At 58.8% G+C, this 24,779-nt stretch carries 24 protein-coding genes; 16 read left to right on the plus strand and 8 right to left on the minus strand.

The features are described from left to right. Positions 1–50: 50 nt before the first annotated feature. Complete coding sequence (gene recJ / locus J2S31_RS11230) at positions 51–1,799, plus strand: single-stranded-DNA-specific exonuclease RecJ (protein ID WP_237099179.1); 1,749 nt, start codon at positions 51–53, stop codon at positions 1,797–1,799. Positions 1,800–1,803: 4 nt separating this feature from the next. Here recJ and J2S31_RS11235 read toward each other — a convergent pair whose 3' ends face one another. From J2S31_RS11235 to J2S31_RS11245, 3 genes are all read right to left on the minus strand, one after another. Beyond that, positions 1,804–4,383: an ABC transporter permease gene (locus tag J2S31_RS11235; RefSeq protein WP_237099180.1), complete on the minus strand. Its 2,580-nt coding sequence runs from the start codon at positions 4,381–4,383 to the stop codon at positions 1,804–1,806. A gap of 4 nt (positions 4,384–4,387) precedes the next feature. Continuing rightward, positions 4,388–5,089 (minus strand): ABC transporter ATP-binding protein, encoded by a 702-nt coding sequence (locus J2S31_RS11240; protein WP_237099181.1) that lies wholly within the window; start codon positions 5,087–5,089, stop codon positions 4,388–4,390. A gap of 119 nt (positions 5,090–5,208) precedes the next feature. Next, positions 5,209–5,979: a hypothetical protein gene (locus J2S31_RS11245; RefSeq protein WP_237099182.1), complete on the minus strand. Its 771-nt coding sequence runs from the start codon at positions 5,977–5,979 to the stop codon at positions 5,209–5,211. A gap of 200 nt (positions 5,980–6,179) precedes the next feature. On the opposite strand from J2S31_RS11245, the gene J2S31_RS11250 reads away from it, so the two are divergent. Further along, on the plus strand, positions 6,180–6,839 hold the full coding sequence (locus tag J2S31_RS11250; RefSeq protein ID WP_237099183.1) for a hypothetical protein: 660 nt from the start codon (positions 6,180–6,182) through the stop codon (positions 6,837–6,839). 51 nt (positions 6,840–6,890) lie between these two features. On the opposite strand, the gene rfbC is transcribed toward J2S31_RS11250, so the two are convergent. Further along, positions 6,891–7,439 (minus strand): dTDP-4-dehydrorhamnose 3,5-epimerase, encoded by a 549-nt coding sequence (gene rfbC, locus J2S31_RS11255; RefSeq protein ID WP_237099184.1) that lies wholly within the window; start codon positions 7,437–7,439, stop codon positions 6,891–6,893. A 228-nt stretch (positions 7,440–7,667) separates the two neighbouring features. Here rfbC and hisA point away from each other — a divergent pair, with 228 nt between their 5' ends. The 3 genes from hisA to J2S31_RS11270 all read left to right on the plus strand — a co-directional run bounded on the left by hisA (position 7,668) and on the right by J2S31_RS11270 (position 10,414). Continuing rightward, positions 7,668–8,402, plus strand: coding sequence for a 1-(5-phosphoribosyl)-5-[(5-phosphoribosylamino)methylideneamino]imidazole-4-carboxamide isomerase (hisA, locus tag J2S31_RS11260; protein WP_237099185.1), 735 nt, complete (start codon positions 7,668–7,670; stop codon positions 8,400–8,402). Next, positions 8,392–9,228 carry an imidazole glycerol phosphate synthase subunit HisF gene (gene hisF / locus J2S31_RS11265; RefSeq protein ID WP_237099186.1) on the plus strand — a complete coding sequence of 279 codons (837 nt, stop codon included), beginning with the start codon at positions 8,392–8,394 and terminating at the stop codon, positions 9,226–9,228. Before hisA ends, hisF begins: the two co-directional genes overlap by 11 nt. A 166-nt stretch (positions 9,229–9,394) precedes the next feature. Beyond that, a complete protein-coding gene (locus tag J2S31_RS11270; RefSeq protein WP_237099187.1) occupies positions 9,395–10,414 on the plus strand; it encodes a DUF481 domain-containing protein in 1,020 nt (339 codons plus the stop codon). On the opposite strand, the gene J2S31_RS11275 is transcribed toward J2S31_RS11270, so the two are convergent. From J2S31_RS11275 to J2S31_RS11285, 3 genes are all read right to left on the minus strand, one after another. Continuing rightward, positions 10,415–10,879, minus strand: coding sequence for a DUF3592 domain-containing protein (locus tag J2S31_RS11275; RefSeq protein WP_237099188.1), 465 nt, complete (start codon positions 10,877–10,879; stop codon positions 10,415–10,417). Between the two features lie 62 nt (positions 10,880–10,941). Further along, complete coding sequence (locus J2S31_RS11280) at positions 10,942–11,202, minus strand: hypothetical protein (RefSeq protein ID WP_237099189.1); 261 nt, start codon at positions 11,200–11,202, stop codon at positions 10,942–10,944. Between the two features lie 158 nt (positions 11,203–11,360). Beyond that, on the minus strand, positions 11,361–12,293 hold the full coding sequence (locus J2S31_RS11285) for a S66 peptidase family protein (RefSeq protein WP_237099190.1): 933 nt from the start codon (positions 12,291–12,293) through the stop codon (positions 11,361–11,363). A gap of 78 nt (positions 12,294–12,371) precedes the next feature. Here J2S31_RS11285 and J2S31_RS11290 point away from each other — a divergent pair, with 78 nt between their 5' ends. The 11 genes from J2S31_RS11290 to J2S31_RS11340 all read left to right on the plus strand — a co-directional run bounded on the left by J2S31_RS11290 (position 12,372) and on the right by J2S31_RS11340 (position 24,109). Beyond that, a complete protein-coding gene (locus J2S31_RS11290; protein ID WP_237099191.1) occupies positions 12,372–13,079 on the plus strand; it encodes a cytidylyltransferase domain-containing protein in 708 nt (235 codons plus the stop codon). Between the two features lie 340 nt (positions 13,080–13,419). After that, entirely contained in the window at positions 13,420–14,286 is an 867-nt protein-coding gene (locus tag J2S31_RS11295) for a flagellin N-terminal helical domain-containing protein (RefSeq protein WP_237099192.1), read from the plus strand. Between the two features lie 140 nt (positions 14,287–14,426). Continuing rightward, complete coding sequence (locus tag J2S31_RS11300) at positions 14,427–15,278, plus strand: flagellin N-terminal helical domain-containing protein (protein WP_237099193.1); 852 nt, start codon at positions 14,427–14,429, stop codon at positions 15,276–15,278. Positions 15,279–15,419: 141 nt separating this feature from the next. Next, the gene (locus J2S31_RS11305) at positions 15,420–16,310 is read left to right on the plus strand and encodes a flagellin N-terminal helical domain-containing protein (RefSeq protein ID WP_237099194.1); all 891 of its coding nucleotides are present in this window, start codon (positions 15,420–15,422) and stop codon (positions 16,308–16,310) included. Between the two features lie 301 nt (positions 16,311–16,611). Then, a complete protein-coding gene (locus J2S31_RS11310; protein ID WP_237099195.1) occupies positions 16,612–17,550 on the plus strand; it encodes an ABC transporter ATP-binding protein in 939 nt (312 codons plus the stop codon). Beyond that, positions 17,547–18,314: an ABC transporter permease gene (locus tag J2S31_RS11315; protein ID WP_237099196.1), complete on the plus strand. Its 768-nt coding sequence runs from the start codon at positions 17,547–17,549 to the stop codon at positions 18,312–18,314. Before J2S31_RS11310 ends, J2S31_RS11315 begins: the two co-directional genes overlap by 4 nt. Before the next feature lie 4 nt (positions 18,315–18,318). After that, positions 18,319–19,863 (plus strand): GldG family protein, encoded by a 1,545-nt coding sequence (locus J2S31_RS11320; protein WP_237099197.1) that lies wholly within the window; start codon positions 18,319–18,321, stop codon positions 19,861–19,863. Continuing rightward, positions 19,860–21,650 carry a DUF4340 domain-containing protein gene (locus J2S31_RS11325; RefSeq protein WP_237099198.1) on the plus strand — a complete coding sequence of 597 codons (1,791 nt, stop codon included), beginning with the start codon at positions 19,860–19,862 and terminating at the stop codon, positions 21,648–21,650. Before J2S31_RS11320 ends, J2S31_RS11325 begins: the two co-directional genes overlap by 4 nt. Before the next feature lie 778 nt (positions 21,651–22,428). Continuing rightward, the gene (dut, locus tag J2S31_RS11330) at positions 22,429–22,851 is read left to right on the plus strand and encodes a dUTP diphosphatase (RefSeq protein ID WP_237099199.1); all 423 of its coding nucleotides are present in this window, start codon (positions 22,429–22,431) and stop codon (positions 22,849–22,851) included. Positions 22,852–22,881: 30 nt separating this feature from the next. After that, positions 22,882–23,412 carry a macro domain-containing protein gene (locus J2S31_RS11335; protein ID WP_237099200.1) on the plus strand — a complete coding sequence of 177 codons (531 nt, stop codon included), beginning with the start codon at positions 22,882–22,884 and terminating at the stop codon, positions 23,410–23,412. An 82-nt stretch (positions 23,413–23,494) separates the two neighbouring features. Then, positions 23,495–24,109: a NifU family protein gene (locus tag J2S31_RS11340; RefSeq protein WP_237099201.1), complete on the plus strand. Its 615-nt coding sequence runs from the start codon at positions 23,495–23,497 to the stop codon at positions 24,107–24,109. A 1-nt stretch (position 24,110) separates the two neighbouring features. Here the strand turns inward: J2S31_RS11340 and J2S31_RS11345 are convergent, their stop codons facing one another. Next, on the minus strand, positions 24,111–24,689 hold the full coding sequence (locus tag J2S31_RS11345) for a TIGR00730 family Rossman fold protein (RefSeq protein ID WP_237099202.1): 579 nt from the start codon (positions 24,687–24,689) through the stop codon (positions 24,111–24,113). Between the last annotated feature and the right edge of the window lie 90 nt (positions 24,690–24,779).

Genomic DNA, 24,779 nt, shown 5'->3' on the forward strand with positions numbered 1-24,779 from the left:
ACCCCGGCGTCTGTCTTGCAACGCCGCTGTGTCATAAGAGCGCCACCACCATGACTGTGCTGTCACTTCTGAAAAAACGATGGGTGTTCGCGAAACCAGAACCGGATGCGGTGCAACACCTTGCGGATCATCTGCGCATCTCACCGCTCACCGCGACCCTGCTGGTCAACCGTGCCATCACGGACGCGGAAGAAGGCCGCGTGTTTCTCGACGCGGACCTCGAAGGCACGCACGATCCGTATCTCATGCGCGGCATGGACAAGGCGGTGAAACGCATCCTCACTGCCATCGAGAACGACGAAGGCATCACCATCTTCGGCGACTACGACGTGGACGGCGTCACCTCCACCGCGCTGATGCATCATTTCTTTCACGAACTCGGAATCCGCTTCGATCATTATCTTCCGGAGCGCATGGAAGAAGGGTACGGCGTCAACGAAAACGCGCTCGACGAGATCAAGGCGCGCGGCAACAAACTGGTGATCACCGCCGACTGCGGCATCACCGCGGTGAAACAGGTCGCCTATGCGCGGAGCATCGGGCTCGACGTCATCGTCACCGACCACCACCAGGTGCCTGAGGAAGGATTGCCGGATGCGGTGGCGGTGCTCAATCCGTTCCAGCCGGACTGCCCCTACCCGTTCAAATTTTTAAGCGGCGTCGGCATCGTGTTCAAGCTCGCCGTCGCCATCCGCCGAGCCCTTCGCGATGCCGGGTGGAGCGCCGACCGCCTGCCCAACCTGAAAAAACACCTCGACCTGTTCACGCTGGGCACCATCGCCGACATGGCGCCGCTCACGGGGGAAAACCACGTGCTCACGCACAACGGCCTGGAAGCCCTGCGCACCACGGAAAAACCGGGACTAGTGGCACTCAAACACGTCGCCGGCATCGACGGCAAGGTCGATGCCTTCTCCATCGGCTTCGGACTCGCGCCGCGGCTGAACGCGGCGGGCCGGCTCGGTCGCGCCGATTCCGGTCTCGATCTGCTGGTCACACACGACCAGGGCGAGGCGCGGCGCATCGCCGAACAGCTCGACCAGATCAACGAACAACGCAAGCACACGCAACACGGCGTGCAGGAAGAGGCGGAGTACCTGATCGAGCGCGAAGTCGATCTGGAAAAAGAAAAGGTTTTGGTGCTGGCCTCCGAAAACTTTCACCAGGGCGTCATCGGCATCGTCGCTTCCAAACTGGCGGATAAGTACTACCGCCCGACGTTCCTCATCGCCATCCGCGACGGCATGGGCAAGGGCTCGGCGCGGAGCATCCCGACGTTCAACCTGTACAAGGCACTCGCGCAGTGCTCGGAACACCTCACCCAATATGGCGGGCATGCCTATGCGGCGGGGCTCAACATCGAGGCCGGGCGCATCGACGATTTCCGCCGCGCCATCAATGAAGTCGGCGCCCCGTACCTCACCGACGACCGCATGGTGTCGGAACTGAAGATCGACAGCACGCTCAACCTTCAGGATATTGGCATGGATGTGTACAGGGAAATGCAGAAGCTGGGACCGTTCGGCCAGGTCAACACGCTTCCGGTGTTCTGCTCGCGCCGAATCCGCATCCGCGATTTCCGCGAGATCGGCCGCGACCGCACGCACGTGCGCTTTCGCGCAACCCAGGGCAAAGCCGCGATGAACGTGGTGGGTTTCCGCCTGGCGGAGACGTTCCGTTACCTCGACCCCGATACGCTGATCGACATTGCCTACGAACTGCAAGTGAATGCCTGGAACGGACGCGAAAAGGTGGAATTGAAACTGCTGGACGTGAAGCCCTCCGACCCGGCAGACTGATCCTTCACTCGACGCGGATGGACTCGCGCGGGTCCTGCCGCATCGCCATCCTGGCCGGGTACAGCCCCGCCACCGCCGCCACCACACCGAAGAACAAGGTCGCCGCCACCATGAACGCCACCGGGTGAAACACCTGGATGGTCCAGCCGAACGACTGCTTGTTGATGACAAAATTCAAAATATAGGACACCACAATTCCCGCCACCAGCCCCATCAGCGATCCGATCCAGCCCAAAAGCCCCGCCTCAATCAACACCATCTTGCGCACCTGCTCCGGAAACGCGCCAATGAACCGCAACACAGCAAGCTCCCGGCGGCGCTCGATGATGAGCGACACCAGCGTGTTGAACAAACCGAGGAGCGCCACGCCGATGCCGATGATCTCCAGCGAGTAAGTGATGGCGAAGGTCTTGTCGAAGATGTTCAGGACCTCCTCTTTCAATTCGCCGTACGAGCGCACGATAACCTGATGCGACGAGCCGATGGTGTTGAGGATCGCTTTCCGCACCGTGGGCAGGTGCGCCTTGTCTTCCAGATACACGACGAAGCTGTTCACCGTCGAATCACCGTAATATTTCAAAAACGTGCGGCGATCGACGATGACGTAGCCGCGCTCCTGCGAATAATCGTAATACACCGCGACGATCTCCAGGTTCATCGGACCGCTCGGCGTCTCGATCTTCACCCGATCGCCGACACCCACTTTGTGTTTGTAAGCGAAGGGTTCGGAGACGATGGCGCGGTCGGCCCCGACCATGACGTCGGCGAGCTTCCTCGCGGGCGGGCCATCTTTAATGACGAGGTTGCCGTGGCGCGACAACACGGCGAAATCACCGGAGCCGAGGATCGCAGGCTGGTTATCATACGTGATGTGCAGGGCGCGGAAGGCATCCACCGCCTTCACGCCGTCGAGTTGTTTGAGGTCGGCCACCGGTTCCACCGGCAGGGTGTACTGGTAGTCGATGTGCTTGCCTCCGGCGGCGCGCACGAACAGGTCCGCCTTCAACGTCTGGTCGATCCACACCGTCACCGTCTGGCGGAAGCTGTGCACCATGATCGACATGCTGATGACCATCATGAAGGCGATGGCAAGCGACGACACGGCGATGGCGTTGCGGCCCACGTTCTGCGTGAGGTTGAGGCTGGCCAGCAGTCCTTCCCCGCCGAACCAGCGTTTGCACAGGTTGTGCGACAGATCGCGCAGGACCACCAGCGCACCGGGCGACAGAAACGACATGCCGAGGATCACGAAAAACACGGCGGCGAAACCCAGCCACGGAAAACCGCCGATGGCGGGAAGCGGCACGCACGCCGCCGCCCAGGCCAGGCACGCCAGCCCCAGGTAAGTCAGCCTGCGGTTGCCGCGGAACACTTTCAGATCATAACTGCCGCGACGCATCACCTGCGTCGGGTGCGTGGTGGCGGCGTCGTATGCGGGAAGCAACGCGGAACACAACGACAGCACCACACCCAGCACGAAATAGGGAATGCCCTCGCTCCAGTGAAAATCGAAGTCGGCCACGTTCGCCGACACGTACAGGTTCTGCACGGTGAGGGTGATGGCCTGCAATGAAAACTTCGCGAGAAAATAACCGATGGCCACGCCGAAAGCCGAGCCGATGGCGCCGATCACCCCTGCCTCGAGAATGAAGATGGCGGCGATCCAGTACGGCGACGCACCGAGCGCGCGCAGGGTGCCGATCTCCGTCCGGCGGCGCACCACCGAAAGCGAGATCATGTTGTAAATGAGATACAGCCCGACGAGCAAAGCGACGAAACTGAGCGCCGTCAGGTTGTACTGAAACGCACGCAGCATTTTCTCGACCTGCTTGCCTCGATGTTGCGGCCGGTCCACGCGCAGAAAATCCGGCAGGACGTTTTCAATCTCCATCTGCATGCGGTCGAAGCTTTTGTCTTTGAGAAAACGGACGTCGATGCGGTCGAGTTTGCCGATCTTGCCGAACACGGATTGCGCGGCGGAGATGTCCATCAACGCCACGTTGCCCTTGAATGCCTTGGCGATGCCCTTATTCTCCAGCACGCCCGTGACGCGCAGGGTGACGGGTTGGCCGTTGATAATGAATTCGATGGCGTCGCCGGGCTGAAAGTGATGATCGGGAATGAACGTTTCCGGAATGACGATGCCCCTGGGATCGAGGATCAGCGGCAGGAGGCCTTGCAGGGTGTCATCGGCGGTCTTCAGTGAAAAGTCACGGATGCCGCTGTCCTGTAGCAGGTCCGTGCCGAGAATTTCCACCACCTCCTCGCTCTCGGTCTCCACGCCATACCCCTCGATCACCGGGTACGCCTTGATCTGATCGCGAAGTGGAAGCAGGTTTTTGAAAACCGTTTCATCGAAGGGAACACCGTCGGCGTGCACCACGGCGTTGGCACGGCCGAGCACCAGATCCACGGTTTCGGTGAAGGAACTCAGCGTCTGCCGGTTAGCGAGCTGGATGCTCAGAAACACCGCCACGCCCAACGCCACGCCGACGGTGGTGATGAAGAAGCGGAACGGGTCGCGCCACAGGGGACGCACGATGAGCGGGCCGAACAGGTTTTTGAAATACACCGCCTCGCGCATGGCGTCACCCGCCCGTGTTGCCGTTGACGGTTTGCAATCGGCCGTCCTGAATACGGAAGTGACGGTTGCCATACTCGGCGGCGGTGGGGTTGTGCGTCACCACCACGACGGTGGTTGCAAAATCGTCCGACGCTTTTTTAAGGATATCGAGGATCTTGTGACCGTTCTCGGAATCGAGGTTGCCGGTGGGCTCGTCCGCCAGCACAATCGACGGCTGGTGCACCAGCGCGCGGGCGATGGCGACGCGTTGCATCTCGCCGCCGGACATCTCCGCCGGAAACGAATCCCTGCGCGCCAGCAGGCCGACGTAGTCGAGAAGCGTTTCGATCGACTGTCGCGCGCGGCTGGGGGCGCCGCTCAACAGCAGGGGCAACTCCACGTTCTCCCACACGGTGAGCGTGGGAAGCAGATTGAAGAACTGGAAAACGAAACCGATCTCCCGCCGCCGCAGCTCGGTGAGATCGTGGTCGTCCATCTCCGAAACGTGGTGGCCGTTGATGTGGATGTCGCCCTCGTCCGGCCGGTCGAGTCCGCCCATCAGGTTGAGGAGCGTCGTTTTGCCGCCGCCGCTCGGCCCCATGATGGTGACAAAGTCTCCACGGCTCAACTGCATGTCGATGCCGGAGAGTGCGGTGACGCGCACGGACCCGGCCTGATAGAACCGCGAAACGTTTTCAAGGCGAATGATGGGATCGGGGGTGGACATGGAAATGCGCTCCGGAACTCAAACGAAGCGCCATCATACCAGACTTTTAAGGACCGCCAAGCCGGGAGGCATGCGCTCTTTTCAAGAGGGGATGAATAAAGAGGGGGCGACCTCGCGGACTAATTGCCGGAGTCGGGGGATTCTGCGGGCTTGGAAGATGCAGGCGGTGCCGAGTCTGTCGAAGCAGGCTCGGACATACCGGTCTCGACCACATCGCCATCGTTCTCTTTCGGAAACTGGAGGCGTTCCTTCAGGAACTGGAGAAAGTCGCCGAACTTGTGAATCACGCGTGCCTCGTCCAGCACGCCCGCGGCGTGCTGCGAAAAGACCGAGTCCAGCACCGATTCCACCAGCGCCGGAAAATCGCGAACATGATTGATATCAGGCAAATCCGGCGGCAGAGACGGATTGCTTCCAGTGCCACTCTGCGGCGCACGCGAGAAGCGCGTGCCCTGAAGCGACGCGAACACGGTTTTTTCCAGTTCCAGCGACAACTCCTGTATCGCGCCCAGGTTGTCCGCCAGCGTGAAGGCAGAGCCGGGGAGATCGATTTCCCGCCCTGCGAAGAAATCTCCGGCCAGCGGGTCGATCAACCCGACCAGCCGCTGGATGGAAGCCAGTTCGTCTTCATTCAGTTCGCCCTGCACCGAAACCGAATAACGCGACGCGGCAATGGCCGTGAGCGACAGCCGTTCCACGACGGACCCGTCGGCGGTGCGCGTTTGACTTTGCGATCCGGAGACCGCGCGGTCGGACCCAAAGGAAATCTGCACCTTGTCCCCTTCCTTCGTGGTCAGGTTCAGATCGCCGGACAAATAGATGCCCGCGTTCACCTTCACACCCTGGTGAGCTAAAATGGCTGAATTTTCGGAAATGGTCCTGATTTCCATGATTGCCGCTACATATTTGATTTAACTTGCAATAACTGCTTTCCCAAATGACAGCTTTTCCTTTATAATTAACGGCAGGCGCATCGGAAAACTTGAGGCCAGGATCAACGGTTTTTGATTTCCGGATAGCGGTGACGTCAAGCCGGTTGTAAAAACCCCAGTTGTCCGGCATTGTCCTTTTCATCAACGGGTCTTGAACCATGGAAGAATACACACCTTTATTCATTGAAGAATCGCAACGGACCAAGCAGTTCCGGCGTGTGATCGTCCGCAAAACCATTCAATTGCTACGCCAGTTTCCCAAGGCTTCCGACGAGGAAATCCAGAAAATGGCGGAAAAGGAAGCGGTGCAGATTTGCGACCTGTGTGTGGAGTCTTCGTTCGAAGAAGGCTCGCGTCCACTCATCGAACAGTATTTCCTCACGGAAAAAGAAGGCCAGCGCCGCAACCATGTGGGCCGCTTCTTCCTGCACAAGCTGGAAGATCAGTTGAAAGGGCCGCTGTTCAAGGAATGCCTGTTCCCCCTGCTCGCCGATTCCGTGAAATCCCTCCTGGGCGAGGAGAAGTACGACATCTACACCGGACGCATCAAGGCGTTTTTACAGGAGATGGGCCAGCAGGGCATGTCGTACAACGAGTCGATGGACTCCCAGCCTGCATACGAGATCATGGAAGAGATCATCAGGGAGTATTTGAAAGAGATGAAGAGCTTCCCGAAATTTCAGGAGCAGTTGAAAGGCCAGATCGACGACGCGCTGGGCAAGTATCAGTCGAAGAATCCAGAAAAGGTAGTCAACATCGACAAGAACGTACAGTTGATTTTCGACAAGTTCATGCACTCGCTCGAAATCAACTCCTGACCCGCCCCTTCCCGCAACCACGAACGATCGCGCAAGTCGCCGGCGAACCCGTTATCCCTTCACCTCCGGCGGCAGAATGTCTTTCAGCCGTGGGTGCCGTTGGTCCTTCTCCGAGAGCACCGGTTCCTCAACCGGCCAGTCGATGCCCACTTCCGGGTCGTTCCAGATGAGCCCGCCCTCGTCCTCCGGGTGGTAATAATCCGAACATTTGTAAATCACCTCCGCCGTATCGCTGAGCACGCAATATCCGTGCGCAAACCCGGCGGGGATGAACAACTGGCGCCTGTTGTTCGCGGACAGCGTGTGGCCCGTCCAGCGGCCAAAGGAAGGCGAACCGGGACGCACGTCCACCGCCACGTCGAACACCTCTCCCCGCACCACCCGCACCAGCTTGGCCTGGCCGTGGCGGACCTGGTAGTGCATGCCGCGCAGGACTCCCTTTGACGACTGCGAGTGGTTGTCCTGCACGAAATCGACGTCGATGCCGTGGTCGCGGAAAAGCGAGCGGACGTAGGTTTCGACAAAAAAACCGCGTGCGTCGTCATGCACCACGGGCTCAATGAGCACTACGCCGTCCAGCTCGGTGGGAATGAATTTCATGCATTGCCCTTTCGCATCCTGCGGGAAGCAGGTGGCGGAATTGTACCCCAAAGGAGAAGCGCTTTCCACCGCCCGCCCGGCGGCCCTGCAAGGGCCCACGGCGATCTCCAATAATTCCTGTTAGAATGATGCCGGATGAGCAGCCCGGACGGCGCGTTGACAGGGCCCGGGCTTCTCCTTATAATCCACCCGTTTCACTCCAAACCTCAAACTCAGGAGATCCCATTCGTGCGCGTCATTCCGGCAGTTGATATCAAAGGCGGTCGGTGCGTCCGCCTCACCCAGGGCAGGGCGGACCAGGAAACCGTGTACTCCAACGATCCACTGGAGATGGCCACCCACTGGGACGAACAGGGAGCCCAGCTGATCCACGTGGTCGATCTCGACGGCGCATTCGATGGCCGGCCGGTGAACCAGGACCTCATCAAGAGCATCATCTACAACAGCACCGTGGACATTCAGGTGGGCGGCGGCATCCGCAACCTGGAGACCATCGAAGCCTACGTCAACGCCGGCGTGTACCGTGTGATCCTCGGCACCATCGCGCAACAGGAGCCCGATTTCGTCGCCGAAGCCTGCAAGCGGTTTCCGGGCAAGATCATGGTGGGCATCGACGCCCGCGACGGCATGGTGGCGGTCAAAGGCTGGGTGGAGGTGTCCGACCAGAAAGCCACCGACCTGGCACAGCGAATGGAACCGATGGGCGTCGCCGGGTTCATCTTCACTGACATCAGCCGCGACGGCATGATGCAGGGTCCCAACCTGGACAGCATCCGCACCTTCGCACAAGCGACATCCCTTCCGGTCATCGCCTCCGGCGGCGTGAGCCGCGTGGAGGATGCGCTCAATCTCGTGCAGTTGAAAGACTGCGGCGTCGAGGGCATGATCATCGGCAAGGCGCTGTATGACAAAAGCATCGACTACCGCGACGTGCTTTCGCAGGTGCAGGCGCATGCTGGCTAAACGCATCATCCCCTGCCTCGACGTGAAAGACGGCCGCGTGGTGAAAGGCGTGCAGTTCGTCAACCTGCGCGACGCGGGCGACCCCGTTGAGATCGCCGCCGCCTACGAAAAAGAAGGCGCGGACGAACTGACGTTTCTGGATATCACCGCGTCACACGAAAAGCGCGGCATCATTCTGGACGTCGTGCAACGCACGGCGGAAAACGTATTCATGCCGCTCACCGTCGGCGGCGGCGTGCGCACGCTCGACGACATCCGCAACCTGCTGAAAGCCGGAGCCGACAAAGTCGCCATCAACACCGCCGCCGTGCACCACCCCGAATTCGTCAAACAGGCGGCGGAGAAATTCGGCAGTCAGTGCATCGTCGTCGCCATCGATGCCAAGCAGGTGGACCGCAACGCGCCGCCAAATCCACCCGCGGTGGAATGGAAAAACCAGCACCCCACCCTGTTCGTCATGCCCGAGCCTCCCCAGCCCGCGTGGGAGGTGTACACGCACGGCGGACGCAACCCAATGGGCATCAACGCCGTGTTGTGGGCACGGCTGATGGAATCGTACGGGGCCGGGGAAATCCTGCTGACCAGCATGGACCGCGATGGCACGAAGTCGGGCTACGACCTGCCGCTCAACCGCGCCGTGGCCGAGGCGGTGTCCATTCCGCTCATCGCCTCCGGCGGGGCGGGAACGCTGGAGCACCTGCACGCCGGCATCGTGGAAGGCAAAGCGGATGCCGTTCTGGCCGCTTCCATCTTTCACTTTAAGGAATTGACCATTCCCGAAAGCAAACGGTACCTCAAGCAACGCGGCATTCCCATCCGCATTTGAAACCGATTCTCTGTTACGATGCGGTTGTTTTTCCCGGCAAACCGGGATTCCGGGTTGATTTTTACCGGAAATATTCTCTATCTTGATAGGCTCAATCCGGGGGGATTTGGCCCATTCGGATGATTTTCAAAATAACCGTCGCATCCCGTTTTCTGTTTCCATGACCTTGTCTTCAGTCGCTCGCAGATGGTTTCTGGTCCTCGCGCTCATGGCGGTGGTGTGTGCGCCCCGCACGGGCTGGACGGGCGAGGTGCACTTCGGCGACGGCAATGTTTTGAAAGGCACCATCGCGTCCTTCAAGCAGGGCGAGTTGACCTTTTCCACCGACTACGCGAAGAAAGTCAAGATTCCGGTGGACCAGATCCAAACCATCACCACCGAAGAGATCGTCACCATCGAGTTGAAGGAGGGGGCCATTTTAAAAGGCCGGCTGGTGACGAAGGAAGATGGCAGTCTGGGAATCGAACTCATACCCATGAAGGAAGTGGTGTCGCTGCGCTGGGAGGAGATCAGATACATAAACAAGACCCCCCGAAGGTGGAAGGGAAATATTTTCCTCGGCGGGTCGATTCAGACCGGCAACGTGGAGGTGACCAGCATCAGCGGCGGAGCCGAAGCCGAACGCAAATGGGAACGGGACCGCCTGTCCCTCCGCGCCTTCCACAACTATGTGGAGCAGGATGGCGAGATCAACAGCAGAAACACCTTCGGCGCGTTCAAGTTCGACCACTTTTTCACCGACCGGTTTTACGGACTGATCAGCACCGAGCTTCTGAAAGACGAGTTCAAGAACCTGAACCTGCGCGCCATCATCGGCGGTGGTGTCGGTTACAAGTTCTGGGAAAACGACACCAAAAACCTGGAGTTCGAGTTGGGCGTCACGTACTTCTCCGAAGACCTGCGGGTGGGCCAGGACGAGCGGTTCACGACGGCGCGTTTTGCATCGAACCTGATGTACCTGTTCAACGACAACCTGAAGTTCACCAACTTCCTGCTGGTGTACCCGAAAATTGCTCAGCCCGCCGAATACCGCCTGCGCAACGAGGCGTCGCTGAACACCAAGTTCACCGAACACTGGTCGTTCAAGCTGACCCACATCCTTGACCAGAACTCGAAACCCTCGCCCGGCGTCAAGAAAACCGACCAGACATTTCTCTTTTCCCTGCAATTCAATTTCGGCGATTGATCAGAAGGGAAGCAGTCCGAGATACAACAACAGGCCAAACACGGCAAATCCCCCGCCGACGAGTTTGAGGAAACCGGAGGTTTCCTCACGCGCTTCCAGGCAGGCTTCCTGCGGGTTGTCGGGATTGTACAAAACCTCCACCTCGGTGCCTACGGGGTAGCGGCGGCAGTGTTCCTCGGCACGGTTTCGGAACGCCATCTGCAGCTGCCCTCCGATGAGGATTTTATTGCTGGTGTAGGAACGGCCACCGACCCGGTAACGGTAACGCACGTCGGCGCGGTAGGTACTGTTGTTAGACTGATAACCTCCTCCACTCTCCAGTTTGAGGGAGGAACGCTGAACCTTACCCTGGGTTGTGGGCCAGAAGCGGGCGGCCTCGGCTTTTTTTCCGACGCGCCAGGCATACACCACCGCCCCCAGCCCCACCACGGCAAACATCAGGCCCATCCAGTTGGGAATCCCCATCGTCGTTTTCCTCCGGCAAGCGCGTTTATTTCACGCGTTTACCTCAAACCGCCGTGCCCCATCTAAAAAGAAAGAAACAATGTGACCGCGGACAAAACCAGCATGAGCCCGGCGATGATTTTGAGGATCAACGCTTCAGTGTGGTTGACCGCCGCCCAATCCCGCCAGTTGTCACGCAGGTTGCGCCAGCTCATTCCCAGCAGGGTGCCGGTTTCCGCGGGGCGGCCGGCCTCGTTTCGGTCCTGAAGCCCGCCGCCGCATACCGGGCAGACTCCCGCTCTCTTTTGAACGAAATTGCCACAATGAATGCATTCCACCACCATATAGATCGCGCCTCCCCATCACCGCGCAGTCTTTTTTATTTGAAAGGCTGGGACCGGATTCGTCAAGTTCGGATTTACTAAAATACAAAAAAGGACGGAGGCCAGGCGGAAGGCGGATATGTTGTTTTCGATACGCGCCGCGTTTTCAGCGAGGGGGGTCAGGCGAGGGCGCGGCCCTTGATTTCCAGCGACCGGGATTCGGTGTTGAGCACGGCCTCCACGCCCCAGGGCAGGGTCCACATCTCGTTGCCGTGGCCCACCGGACAGTGGGTGAGAATGGGAAACGAGGTGTCCTGCAAGGCATCGAGAAACACGTCGTCCAGCCGGCCCGTGCCATTGGGCCCCGCACTGCATTGCACCATCTCACCGAAGACGATGCCCTGCACATTTTTGAACTTGCCCGCCGTCTTCAACTGCCACAGCATGCCGTCGATGCGGTAAGCGGGTTCGTTGACATCCTCGATCACCAGCAGGTGGCCGTCGGTCTGGATTTCATACGGGGTGCGGAGCGACCGGCAAAGGAGCGTGAGACAGCCCCCGGTGAGTTTGCCCCGCGCCTTTCCCGGCCGGAGCACCCGCGCGTGCGGGGCGGTGAGCGTCCCGGTACCGGGGGTGCCCGTCAATGTTTTGCGAAACTGGGTTTTGGAGAGGGTCATCGGCCGGCAACCGAAACTGCCCGCCACCATGGGGCCATGAAACCCGATCAGCGAACACTTCTGCATAAGATATAGAAGCAACAGCGTGATGTCGCTCGACCCCACCACCGCCTTCGGGTTCGCCTGGATGATCTTTGGCTTGAGCAGAGGCAAAACGCGGTTGACGCCGTAGCCTCCGCGCGCGCAGAATATGCCTTTTATCTCGGGATCCTCGAACATCGCCATCAGGTCCCGTGCGCGGTCCGCATCCGTTCCGGCCAGAAACCCGTTGCGGGCGGTGACGCTTTCTCCCAACACGGGCTGGAACCCCATGCCCCGGATCACGCGCAATCCCTTTTCGAGATGTTCGGGGTCCACCGGCCCCGCCGGAGCCACAACGCCAACGGCGTCTCCCTGCTTCAGTTTTTTCGGGCGCGTCAACCGGGTTTTTGTCATGGAACTGCTCCAGAAGCCGGTTTCAATAAAAACAAACCGTAGGGTTTACGAAGGGACCAAATTTTTGGTGAGAACATCATGACCCCCGCCGCCATCGTTTACACCCCCGCCGTACCGGAAACCGACCCCGGCCATGCTCTCAACCTGCTCGAAGGGGTGCCGCTGGCCCAGCACGTGCTGACACGCCTGCGTGGATCGGACCGCATCGACCGCATTGCCCTGCTGACCGGCGAGGCGGGACCCAACGACCGACTGGCGCAAGTAGCGGAAGCCATGGAAGCGGGGTTCGTCACTGCCTCCGTCCCGAATTCGCCGGGAGCCTGGGTGCAGGCGGCGCAAGAACTGGGTGCGGACCAGATCATCCCCATCGGCGCCAACCAGCCGTTGATCGATGTGGAACTGCTCGATGCCCTCGTGAAAGAACACCATAAATCCCGCGCCGATTATACCATCACTTCCGATTACATTCCGCCCGGCACCGGTGCACCGGTGATCCGTCTGGAGGCATGCCGCACACTGGCCGAAGCAGACGCGTCTGTTTTAAATTTGCGCGCGTTGCTCGCCGCGCTGGAAGATCCGGCGCGCTCATTCACCTCCGCCACCACCCGTGCCCCCTGGTACCTGCGCAACATCAACGTGCGCCTGATCGTGGAAACGCCGAAGGACCACGAACTGCTGGGCATGCTGTACGCCAAATATTGGAAGGATTCCGGAACCGTGGCGCTGGACGAAGTCATTTACTTTCTCAGCCAGAACCCGGGCATCGCCGGCTACAACCTGACCTGAGTCACAATTCCGCAAAAACGCACTCAAGTTTCTCAGGTCGGATTCCGCTAAGAGGGATAGGGCCGTTCCAGCCTGTTCAAAGCTTCCCGAATATCTCCCTTTTCCGTCCATCCAAAACTCCCGCCAAACCGCGTCCTGACGGATTTCCGATTCAAAACACATTTTGCATATCAAGAAATCGGGAAATATCCCGATAAATCCAGTGAGCGTGGATGAAGTTCCGCTTGGGACATTCGTCCGCCATAATTCGCACTCTAAAAAGGAATAACACCGCAATCCTGAAAGCGGGTTGGCACGGAAGCCGGTCCGAGGAAGACAAACGGTCAAGGAGGATTGAACAATGGCAATTCGGATTTTCAACAACATTCCGTCACTGACGGCGCAACGCCTGCTGGGTGTCAACAACAGCAGGCTGGCGCAGTCGATCGAGCGCATCTCCTCGGGCCTGCGCATCAACCGCGGCGCCGACGACCCGGCGGGACTCGCTCTCTCAGAAAAACTGCGCGGCGACATCCGCGCACTGACCCAGGCACTGCGCAACGCCAACGACGGCGTTTCCATGATCAACGTCGCCGAGGCCGGGCTGGGCGAAACCGCCGACATGCTGATCCGCATCAAGGAACTCGCGGCGCAGGCGGCCACCGGCACGTTGGGCGATACCGAGCGCGCCACCCTGCAGATCGAGTTCGATCAGCTCCGCGCCGAAATCAACCGCATCTCCAGCGCCACCAATTTCAACGGACAAAAACTGCTCGACGGCTCCATGAGCGCCGGCGCCACCAATCCGGTCGTCATTCAAATCGGCATCGACTCGTCTTCGGACAGCCGATTTGATCTCAACGCGGAAGTGGACCTGGACGCCATCAACACCTCGACCTTGGGCATCAGCGCTCTGGCGGGCACCGCCTTATCCATCACGTCGGTGGCCAACGCGTTGACCACGCTGGAGGCGATCACCACGGCTTTGGATACCGTATCCACGGCGCGCGGCAAGATCGGTGCGGTGCAGAACCGGCTGGTGCGGACCATCAACAACCTGTCCGTCACCATTGAAAACGTGCAGGCGGCCGAATCGCAGATCCGCGACGCGGACATTGCGGAAGAAATCGCCAACCTGACCCGCAACCAGATCCTCGTGGAAGCCTCCACGGCGATGGTGGGCCAGGCCAACCTGATTCCGCAAAGCGTCTTGCAGTTGCTCCAATAAAGGATGACCCCTCCCTTTAGGGAGATTTAAGGTAACTATAAATTCGCTTGAAACGTTCGCGAATGAAATCGTAACGGAGCCTTCCATATAAAGTTGCACGGAAGCAGCTGGAACGCTCCCTTCGGTCAAGGAGGATCGAAATGGCAATCCGGATTTTCAACAACATTCCGTCACTGACGGCGCAACGCCTGCTGGGTGTCAACAACAGCAGGCTGGCGCAGTCGATCGAGCGCATCTCCTCGGGCCTGCGCATCAACCGCGGCGCCGACGACCCGGCGGGACTCGCTCTCTCAGAAAAACTGCGCGGCGACATCCGCGCACTGACCCAGGCACTGCGCAACGCCAACGACGGCGTTTCCATGATCAACGTCGCCGAGGCCGGGCTGGGCGAAACCGCCGACATGCTGATCCGCATCAAGGAACTCGCGGCGCAGGCGGCCACCGGCACGTTGGGCGACACCGAGCGCGCCACCCTGCAGATCGAGTTCGATCAGCTCCGCGCCGAAATCACCCGTATCTCCAGCGCCACCAATTTCAACGGGCAAAAACTGCTCGACGGCTCGATGGCCTCCGGCGCCGCTTCTCCGATTGTCATCCAGATCGGCATCGATGCCACATCAGACAGCCGCTTCAACTTGAATGAACAAGTCGATCTCACCGCGATGAATACCAGCGTGCTGGGACTGGACAATCTGAGCATCACCGCCGTCGCCGAGGCCCTGACCGTGCTGGAAGCGATCACCACCGCGATCGAAACCGTATCCACGGCACGCGGCAAGATCGGTGCGGTGCAGAACCGGCTGGTGCGGACCATCAACAACCTGTCCGTAACTATTGAGAACGTGCAGGCGGCCGAGTCGCAGATCCGCGACGCGGACATTGCGGAAGAAATCGCCAACCTGACCCGCAACCAGATCCTGGTGCAGGCTTCGACGGCGATGGTGGGCCAGGCCAACCTGATTCCGCAGACGGTCCTGCAATTGCTCCAGTAATGGACGGCATTTCTGCAAAGGCGCTTTAATGCGGGATGACCCTTTAGAGGAAGGGGTGCCAATACAAAACACCCGCGAAGCCTTCTTCTGGAAGTTGCACGGAAGCAGCTGGAACGCTCCCTTCGGTCAAGGAGGATCGAAATGGCAATCCGGATTTTCAACAACATTCCGTCACTGACGGCGCAACGCCTGCTGGGTGTCAACAACAGCAGGCTGGCGCAGTCGATCGAGCGCATCTCCTCGGGCCTGCGCATCAACCGCGGCGCCGACGACCCGGCGGGACTCGCTCTCTCAGAAAAACTGCGCGGCGACATCCGCGCACTGACCCAGGCACTGCGCAACGCCAACGACGGCGTTTCCATGATCAACGTCGCCGAGGCCGGGCTGGGCGAAACCGCCGACATGCTGATCCGCATCAAGGAACTCGCGGCGCAGGCGGCCACCGGCACGTTGGGCGATACCGAGCGCGCCACCCTGCAGATCGAGTTCGATCAGCTCCGCGCCGAAATCAACCGCATCTCCAGCGCCACCAATTTCAACGGACAAAAACTGCTCGACGGCTCCATGAGCGCCGGCGCCACCAATCCGGTCGTCATTCAAATCGGCATCGACTCGTCTTCGGACAGCCGATTTGATCTCAACGCGGAAGTGGACCTGGACGCCATCAACACCTCGACCTTGGGCATCAGCTCCATTGCCGTCACCACCATGGCGTTCACCGGCTTGCAGGAAATCAATATCACCGCCGTAGCCAATGCATTGACCGCACTGGAGTTGATAGGCACCGCTTTGGATACTGTATCCACGGCGCGCGGCAAGATCGGTGCGGTGCAGAACCGTCTGGTGCGGACCATCAACAACCTGTCCATTACCATTGAGAACGTGCAGGCCGCCGAATCGCAGATCCGCGACGCGGACATTGCGCAAGAAATCGCCAACCTGACCCGCAACCAGATCCTGGTGCAGGCTTCGACGGCGATGGTGGGTCAGGCCAATCTGATTCCGCAGACGGTCCTGCAATTGCTCCAGTAAATCCCAAAAACAAGGCTCCGCAAGACGGAGCCCTTTCATTTCATGCCCCCACCTGACGGGGGCGTTTTTTTTTACTCCACACGGACCATCGCGTCCCCACACAACCTCCTGCCTTGACCGGGGTGGCCGGCACTTCTGCATCTTGCTTTCCCCTTCCCTAAGATTAAAAATTTTTAATGGATTCCGGCCGAGCCCTGTGATAATTTTTTCCAGTGACCCTTGCGGAGGGAAGTTATTGGAAAATAAAACTTAATTTCTTTTGCGCATATCACCCACCTGATAGCACGCATCCGAGGATTCCATGATAGAGGTTGAACATCTGGCCAAATCGTACGGTCCCCGGTCAGCCATTCACGACCTCACATTTCAAGTCAACCAGGGGGAAGTGGTCGGTTTTTTAGGACCCAACGGCGCCGGAAAAACCACGACCATGAATATCCTCTGTTGCATTCTTCCCGCTTCCAGCGGCACGGCGCGGGTGTGCGGATTCGACATCTTCGAGCAGTCCTACGAAATCCGCAAACGCATCGGTTACCTGCCGGAGACGCCGCCCCTGTACCAGGACATGGTGGTGTCGAAATACCTCGCCTTCGCCGCGGGCCTGCGCGGTGTGCCGAAAAAACAAATCGCCTCCGCCGTGGACCGGGTGCTGGGACAATGCCACATTCGCGACGTGCAGGACCGCATCATCGGCCGCCTTTCGAAGGGCTACCAGCAACGCATCGGCCTGGCGCAGGCGATGATCCACGATCCGGAAATCCTCATCCTCGACGAGCCGACCATCGGCCTCGATCCCATCCAGATCATCGAGATCCGCAAACTCATTCAGGAACTGGGCAAATCGCACACGATTCTTTTGAGCTCGCACATCCTGCCGGAAGTGACGCAGATCTGCCAGCGCGTCATCATCATTCACGAAGGCAGGATCGCCGCGATGGACACGCTCGACGGCCTCAACGCATCGCTCCGACACAGCAACCGGCTGGAGTTGAGAGTGCGCAACGCGGACAACGGCATCGCCTCCAAACTGGAAGCGCTGGACCAGGTCTCCGCAGTGCAGACGGACGGGGCCAACCGGTTTTTTATCGACAGCATATCCAGCCAGCCGGTGCAGGACGACGTGGCGCGGCTGGTGCTGGACCAGGGCTGGGGCCTTGAAGAATTGAAGCCGGTGTCGATGACGCTGGAAGATATTTTCCTGAAACTGACCACCGAAGAAAAACTGGATACGACGTCATGAAGCAATCGCTGTGGATCGCAAAACGGGAACTGAACGCGTTTTTCCAGTCGCCCATATTTTATGTGGTGACCACGGTGTTCCTTGCGCTTTACAGCTGGATGTTTTACAGCCTCCTCGCCCTGTTCGGAGCGCAGAGTTTTCAGGCGCCGCAGTTCCAGCAGATGGGGCAGATCCTGAACGTCAATCAGTTCGTCATTGAGCCGTCGCTGGCCAACATGTCGGTCATCCTGCTGTTCATCATTCCGCTGATCACCATGCGCGCCTTCGCCGAAGAAAAAAAGAACAAGACGTTTCCCCTGCTGTTATCCTCTCCGGTCCACATGCGCGAGATCATCGCGGGCAAGTTTCTGGGATGCCTGTGCGTGGTGGCGGTGATGTTGCTGTTGTCTTCCTACTCGGTGATCTTCATCCTCTTTATGGGTTCGCCGGAAGTCGGCCCGATCCTTTCCGGCTACCTGGGTATCCTGCTGATGGCCGCGTGTTACATCTCGCTCGGCATCTTCGCCTCGTCTCTGACCGACAACCAGATCATCGCCGCAGTGATCAGCTTCGGCTTCATTCTGTTCATGTGGATCATCGGCTGGGCGGCGCAGTCCGCGGGGCCGCAACTGGGTGAACTGCTCAATTACATCTCTCTGGTCAGCCACATGGAGTCGTTCCTGCAGGGGGTGATCGATTCCAGCGACGTGGCCTATTACCTGTCGTTCATCGCCTTCGGTCTGTTTCTGACGTACCGGGTGGTGGAATCGCGGAGGTGGAGCTGACATCATGAAACGAATGACGCCTTACCTTGCATGGATCGGCATCGCCTTTGGAGCCCTGGCGCTCCTGCTTTATATCGTGATCCCGCAGTTCCCGGTGTGGCCGATGACGTTCTTCATCCTGTCGGTGCTCAACCTCGCCACCTTCGCCATCGTGGACCGCCACAACCTGAAGCGCGCCCTGCGCACGCGCCAGGCCATGTACGGCATGAACGCGGCGGTGCTGGTGCTCGTGTTCACCGGCATCCTGATTTTCCTCAACATCCTCGCGCACCGGCACAAGGTCCGCATGGATTTGACGGAGACGGGATACTATACGCTGGCGCCACAAACGGAAAAGGTGCTGTCCAACCTCACGCGCCCGGTCAAGATCATGGCCTTCTATCAGGTGGACGATCCGGTCAAAAAAGAGTTCGTGCAACTCGTGGACGGATTCAAGCAACTTTCGAACCAGATCGAAATCGAATTCATCGATCCTATCCAAAGCCCGACGCTTTCCAATCAGTATGGTTTGAAAACCGACCGCACGGTGGTCCTGCAAAGCGGTCCGCAGCAGAATAAAATCGAAAACGTCACCGAAGAAAGCTTGCTGAACGGCATTTTGAGCGTCACCCGGGACCGGCAGAAAACAGTGTATTTCGTCGGCGGCCACGGAGAGAAGGACATTGACGATCAGGAAAAAGCGGGCTTCTCCAAGGTGCGTGAGGGACTGGAGAAAAACAATTTCAAGGTCAGCAGCCTGTTTCTGCTTCAAACCGAAAGCATTCCGGAAGACGCCGACCTCGTGGTCGTTGCCGGTCCCAAAAAGAAACTGCAGGACAAGGAAATGAAGGCGCTGGAAGCGTTCCTGCAACGGGGCGGTTCCGTGTTCCTTCTGCTCGATCCTCAATACGACGCGGGGCTCAAGGATTTTCTGGGCCGGTGGGGCGTGGAGTTGAAGGACGATATCGTGGTCGATCCCAATTCGCTGAACCTCGCCATCCCCATCGTGCAACGCTTCGTCAAACACGCCATCACCCAGGACTTCACCATGCCGGTCATCTTTCCCCTGGTGCGCTCCACCTCGCCCATCGAGACCCAGGGGTTGACGGTGACGTCCCTCGCCTTCGCTTCCGATAGCAGTTGGAGCGAGGTGGATTATGAAGGTGGCAAGGTGGAGTACGATTCCGCAAAGGACCTGAAGGGCAACGTGCCGGTAGCCATTGTCGTGACCAAACCGGTCGCGGCCACCAAGGAAAGCGGTTCCAAATCGGAATCGCCGGAGAAGAAATCGTCTCCCAAAGAACCGCGGCTGGTGGTGGTCGGCGATTCGGATTTCGTGGCCAACACCACGTTCTCCACGTACGGCAACAGTGATTTTTTTCTGAACACCGCATCGTGGTTGATGGAAGAAGAAGAACTCATTTCCATCCGGCCGCATGAAAGAAAATACAGCCCTCTGACTCTCACCCGCCCGCAACGGAACCTCGTGCTGGTAACGGGAATGGTGGTTCTGCCCATGCTGACGGGGGTGTTGGGCGTTCGCATCTGGTGGAAACGCCGTTCGCTATGAAGTTCCGGGGCACACTGATCTGGATCGCCGTGTTCGCCGCACTGACGGCCTACGTCGGGCTGATCGAACTGCCTTCCGAAAAAAAAGAGCAGGAAGAAAAAGTGCGCGCCGAAAAACTCCTGCTGTTCAAGGAAGGCGACGTCGAAAAGCTGATGCTGAAGCGCGGCAATACCATCACCCAAATCAGGCGCCTGGACAAAGACTCCTGGCAGATTGAAGAACCCCTGCAGGCCAAAGCCAGCCGGAGCGCCATCGACCAACTTCTCTATGAATTGGAGACGGCGCGGCACAGCCGCATCGTCGAAAAAGATCCCGCCGACCTCGCACCCTTTGGGCTGGACTCGCCCCCGCTGGTCATCACGCTTCATTTGAAAAGCGGCAAGACGTTATCACTTGAGCTCGGCAACGCCAGCCCCATCGGCCATTCCCACTATGTGAAAGTGGGGGACGCCAAAGCGGTGTACCTGTCGGAACTGGATGCCCGCATCATCGACAAGTCCGCCAATGACCTGCGCGACCGCAGTCTGTTCTCGTTCTCAACCGCCGACGTGCAACGGTTCACCCTGCGTTATCGGGAGGAAACGCAAACGGTTTCCAAGGAGAAAGAAACCTGGCAGCTTTCCGGAAAGGTGAACGGCCTTGCAGACTCCGACGAGGTGTTGGATTTCCTGAGCGCACTGCAATCGGCGGACGCGGTGGAGTTCATCGACGAGACGCCGGACGCATTGGACATTTACGGCCTGACATCGCCGCGCATCGTGCTCACCGCCGACCTGAAGGGCAAAGACGACAAGCCAGGACGCACCCTCACCCTTCGCGTAGGCAACGAACACAAAAAAGGCCAGTACTACGCACAGTTGAGCGAAACCGGCAACGTGTTCACCATCGCCCAGCACCTGGTCACCACCCTGTCGCGCAATGCCATCACTTTCCTCGATAAAAAACTGCTGACCTTCGAGGAAAAAGAAATCGCCTCGATTACGTTGAAGAGCGAAGAAGAAACCGTGGTGTTGCAACGCCAGGATGGAAACAAGGAGAAGGGTGAAAGCGCGTGGGTGCTGATCCAGCCGGAGAATGAAGCGGTGAATCCCGCCGCCGTCAACAGCCTGTTGTTCGACCTGAAAGACGTGCGCGTGAAAGAGTTTGTGGAAGCCGAGCGACTGGACCTGTTCGGCCTTAAAAATTCGACGCAGGTGGTGACAGTGCAGGCGGAGGGGGGCCAGACGGTGTCCATCCGCCTCGGCAATTCCAATATGCAGAAAGACCTGTATTTCGCCCAGCGCACTTCCGACAACGCCGTGTTTGCATTGAGCGCGGAGGACGTGGGCAAAATTTTCCGCAGTCTGCACGACCTGCGCAACCGCAAGCTGTTTTCCATCGATGCGGAAAAGGCCGGGCGCATCGTTCTCGAATATCCGGACCAGACGTTTGAATTGATCCGCAACAACGGCGGGAAATGGTCGCTCGTCCAGCCGGAGAACATCGAATCCGTTCCCGACCACATCGTCCGCGGCATCGTATGGACGCTCAACAACCTCGAATACGAATCACAGGGGACGCCCGAAAAGTCAAACAACGGGATGGGGCTGGAGTCGCCCGCCCTGCGCCTCAGCGTGGAATCCGCCGACCGCAAACCACTGGCCCGCCTCACCGTCGGCAACCTGCTTCCCAACGAAGACCGGCGTTACGCCCAGGTGAAGGGGCAGTCCGCCTGGTATTCCATCAAAAACCGGTTCCTGGACGAGATTCCAGCGAGCGTGGAGCGGTTCCGGGCCAAGGCGTCCTGACCCTTCCGAAGGTGCCCCAGCCGCACTTTTCCCACCTTCCCACGCAACGTTTCCGCGCCCCAACATCCTTCTTCCTATACGAAGATTTCCACCACCGCATATGGAATAACGACCAGATTTTGCCCCAATATCTTGTATTCCAAACCCTGCAAACGACTCCCACCTAAATTAAAATCGCCACTTAACTAATTGAAAAATAATGAGTTTTAAATTTAACACACACTTTTTAGACAAACCTCTTGACGATCTACAATATATAGTGGTATCCTTCGGAACCAATACAAGATAAAGGATGTTGTACACGCGGAAACTGGGTTGCATCAAGACAAACCGGAACCACGGTTCGGTATGAACAGACACAGTTTTAGACAGCACAACGCGAGTCACCCAATTCCCTGCCCTGAAAGGCGGGTTACTTTAAAGGCGTTTTCCAATTATCCAGTGGATTCCGGCTTGCCCGGGGTTCGCGAAAAGGCCCTTCCCATATCCCCAAATGTATTGAGCGCCGGCCGGAATCTCCTAAGTATTTATTCGGTTACGAAACCCTATCCAAGCGGCGTCGATTGGAATCGTTTTTTGGGATTCGGGTCCTTCGGGATTCAGAATCCAAAAGTAACCCGCCACCACCTCACTTTTTCACCCTGCCGGCACGCTGATCCGGTTTTGGAATTTGATTCGGATTTGCGGGTTTTGCCAAGGACAGACAAAACACCTCTGTTATGCTGATTTCGGATTGGCGTGCCGGTGGGGCTTGGATATACATCCCGGAGAAAACACGATGACAGAACCGTCGGCCATATGCCGGGTACAGGGTGAACCCTTGCCGGCTTACGCCCACCCCGGCGACGCCGGGGCGGACCTGCATGCCGCCGCGGATGACGTCATTCCCGCGCGTGGCCGCAAGCTGGTAGGCACCGGCATCCGCATTGCCCTGCCCGCCGGACACGTCGGGCTCATCTGGCCTCGCAGTGGACTCGCCGTGAAACAGGGCATCGACTGCGGCGCCGGGGTCATCGACTCCCAATACCGTGGCGAGGTGCGGGTCCTTCTGTTCAATCATTCCGATGAGGACGTGCCCGTAAAAAAAGGCGACCGTATCGCCCAACTTCTGGTACAAAAGGTGGAACGGGTGGATTTTACCCCGGTAGAGGACCTGGATGAGACGGCCCGCGGGGCCAACGGGTTTGGTTCCAGTGGATGACCGCCGGTTCTGACTTTCCGTTCGGGTAGTATGAAACTCAAGATCAATCAATCCGAAATCGAACTGCAAAAAGGCGACATCACCGAAAGCGACACCGACGCCGTCGTCAATGCCGCCAATTCCAATTTAACGCTCGGCGCGGGCGTGGCCGGGGCCATCCGCACCAAGGGCGGTCCGCTCATTCAGGAGGAATGCAGGCTCCTCGGACACTGCCCGGTGGGCGAGGCCGTCATCACCTCGGGCGGCAACCTGAAAGCCGACTACGTGATCCACGCCGTCGGCCCGCGATACGGCGAAGGTGGCGAAGATGAAAAGCTCCGCAGCGCCACGCTGAGCAGTCTGCGCCTGGCGGACGACCACCTGCTCACCTCCATCTCCTTTCCCGCCATCAGCACCGGCGTGTTCGGTTTTCCCATTCAGGACTGCGCCCGCATCATGCTCTCCGCTACGGAGGGATACCTGTCCGGCAAAACCGGACTGCGCCGGGTCCGGTTCGTGCTGTTCGACGCCAAGAGCCTCGAAGTCTTTGAAAAACAACTTTCTTCGATGGCAGAGGGCTGATTTTCTGGGAATGTTTGAAATTTCCCCGTATAATGAAGTGATTTGATCCTCACACTACACCTTTTTTACTGAGGGACCGGCCATGAAATCTGGATTCAAAGTCATGACCTTTCACCACACACCCAATCCGGAAGCGGCTCAGTTCATCATGAGCGGCGATGTCATCGCCCGCGGCACGCGCACTTTCAGTTCGCCCGAAAACGCACGCGGCGACGCCCTCGCCGAAGCGCTGTTCAACATCTACGGTGTAGAGAACGTGTTCATCAAGGAGAACTTCGTCACCATCACCAAGTCCCCCGTTGTGGGCTGGACCACGCTGATGGAGCCGGTGCAGAACACGCTCGAAAAGAACATGACGTTCTACGAAACCTGCGACGAGGATCAGAAACCCGAATCCGCCACCAAAAACATTCTGGAAGAAGTGGAAGTCGAGGATTTCCCGAACCTGCCCGACAAGAAAAAGATGGAAGTCATCGACGCCCTGCTGGACCACGCCATCCGCCCGGCACTGGCGAACGACGGCGGCGGCATCACCCTGCTGGACGTCAAGGGCAAGGTGGTTCACGTGCACTACCAGGGCGCGTGCGGCAGTTGCCCCAGCTCCACCACCGGCACGCTTCAGTACATCGAGAACTTTCTGCAGAACACGCTGAGTCAGGACCTCAAGGTGGAAGCGGACAACGCGTCGCTCGTCTGATTCAGAACCACTTGCTCGGCAACTCCGGCGGCGAAAACGACTCGAGAAATCCCATCGCCTGTTCAGGCGTTTGAACCAGCGCGAACATTTCCATCGTCTCTTCCTTGGCGAAATTCAACTCCACCATTTTCGCAAAGTGCGCAAACAGGCTGTCGTAGAACCCGGCGGTGTTGATGAACACCAGCGGTTTGTGCGTGAGCCCCAACTGCACCATGGAAAAAATTTCCATGGCCTCTTCCAGCGTGCCCACTCCCCCCGGAAGCACGACGAAGGCATCGGCGCGTTCGTCCATCGTCGCCTTGCGCTCGCGCATATCGCGGGTGACGATCAACTCGTCCGCCTCATCGTACTTGATGCCTTTTTTCATGAAGAATTTCGGAAGGACGCCGACCACCCTGCCGCCTTCCTTGTGCACGCCGCGCGCGACCGCGCCCATGAGGCCGATGGACGCACCGCCGTAAATCAACTCCACCTTCGCGCGGCCCATGCGCAGGCCCAGATCGTCCGCCGCATCCAGGTACACCGCATCCACACGGGTGCTCGACGCGCAGTACACACAAATGGCCCGGATCGCGTTCATCGTTCCACACCGCCTTCCCAAACCAGAGCAAATCCGCCCGGCACCCACACACCCCAACCTTGGGCGAATTTGGGCCCGGCATCGGACGCC

Origin of the sequence: Nitrospina gracilis Nb-211, assembly GCF_021845525.1 — a bacterium.
In the GTDB taxonomy this organism is placed as follows: domain Bacteria; phylum Nitrospinota; class Nitrospinia; order Nitrospinales; family Nitrospinaceae; genus Nitrospina; species Nitrospina gracilis_A.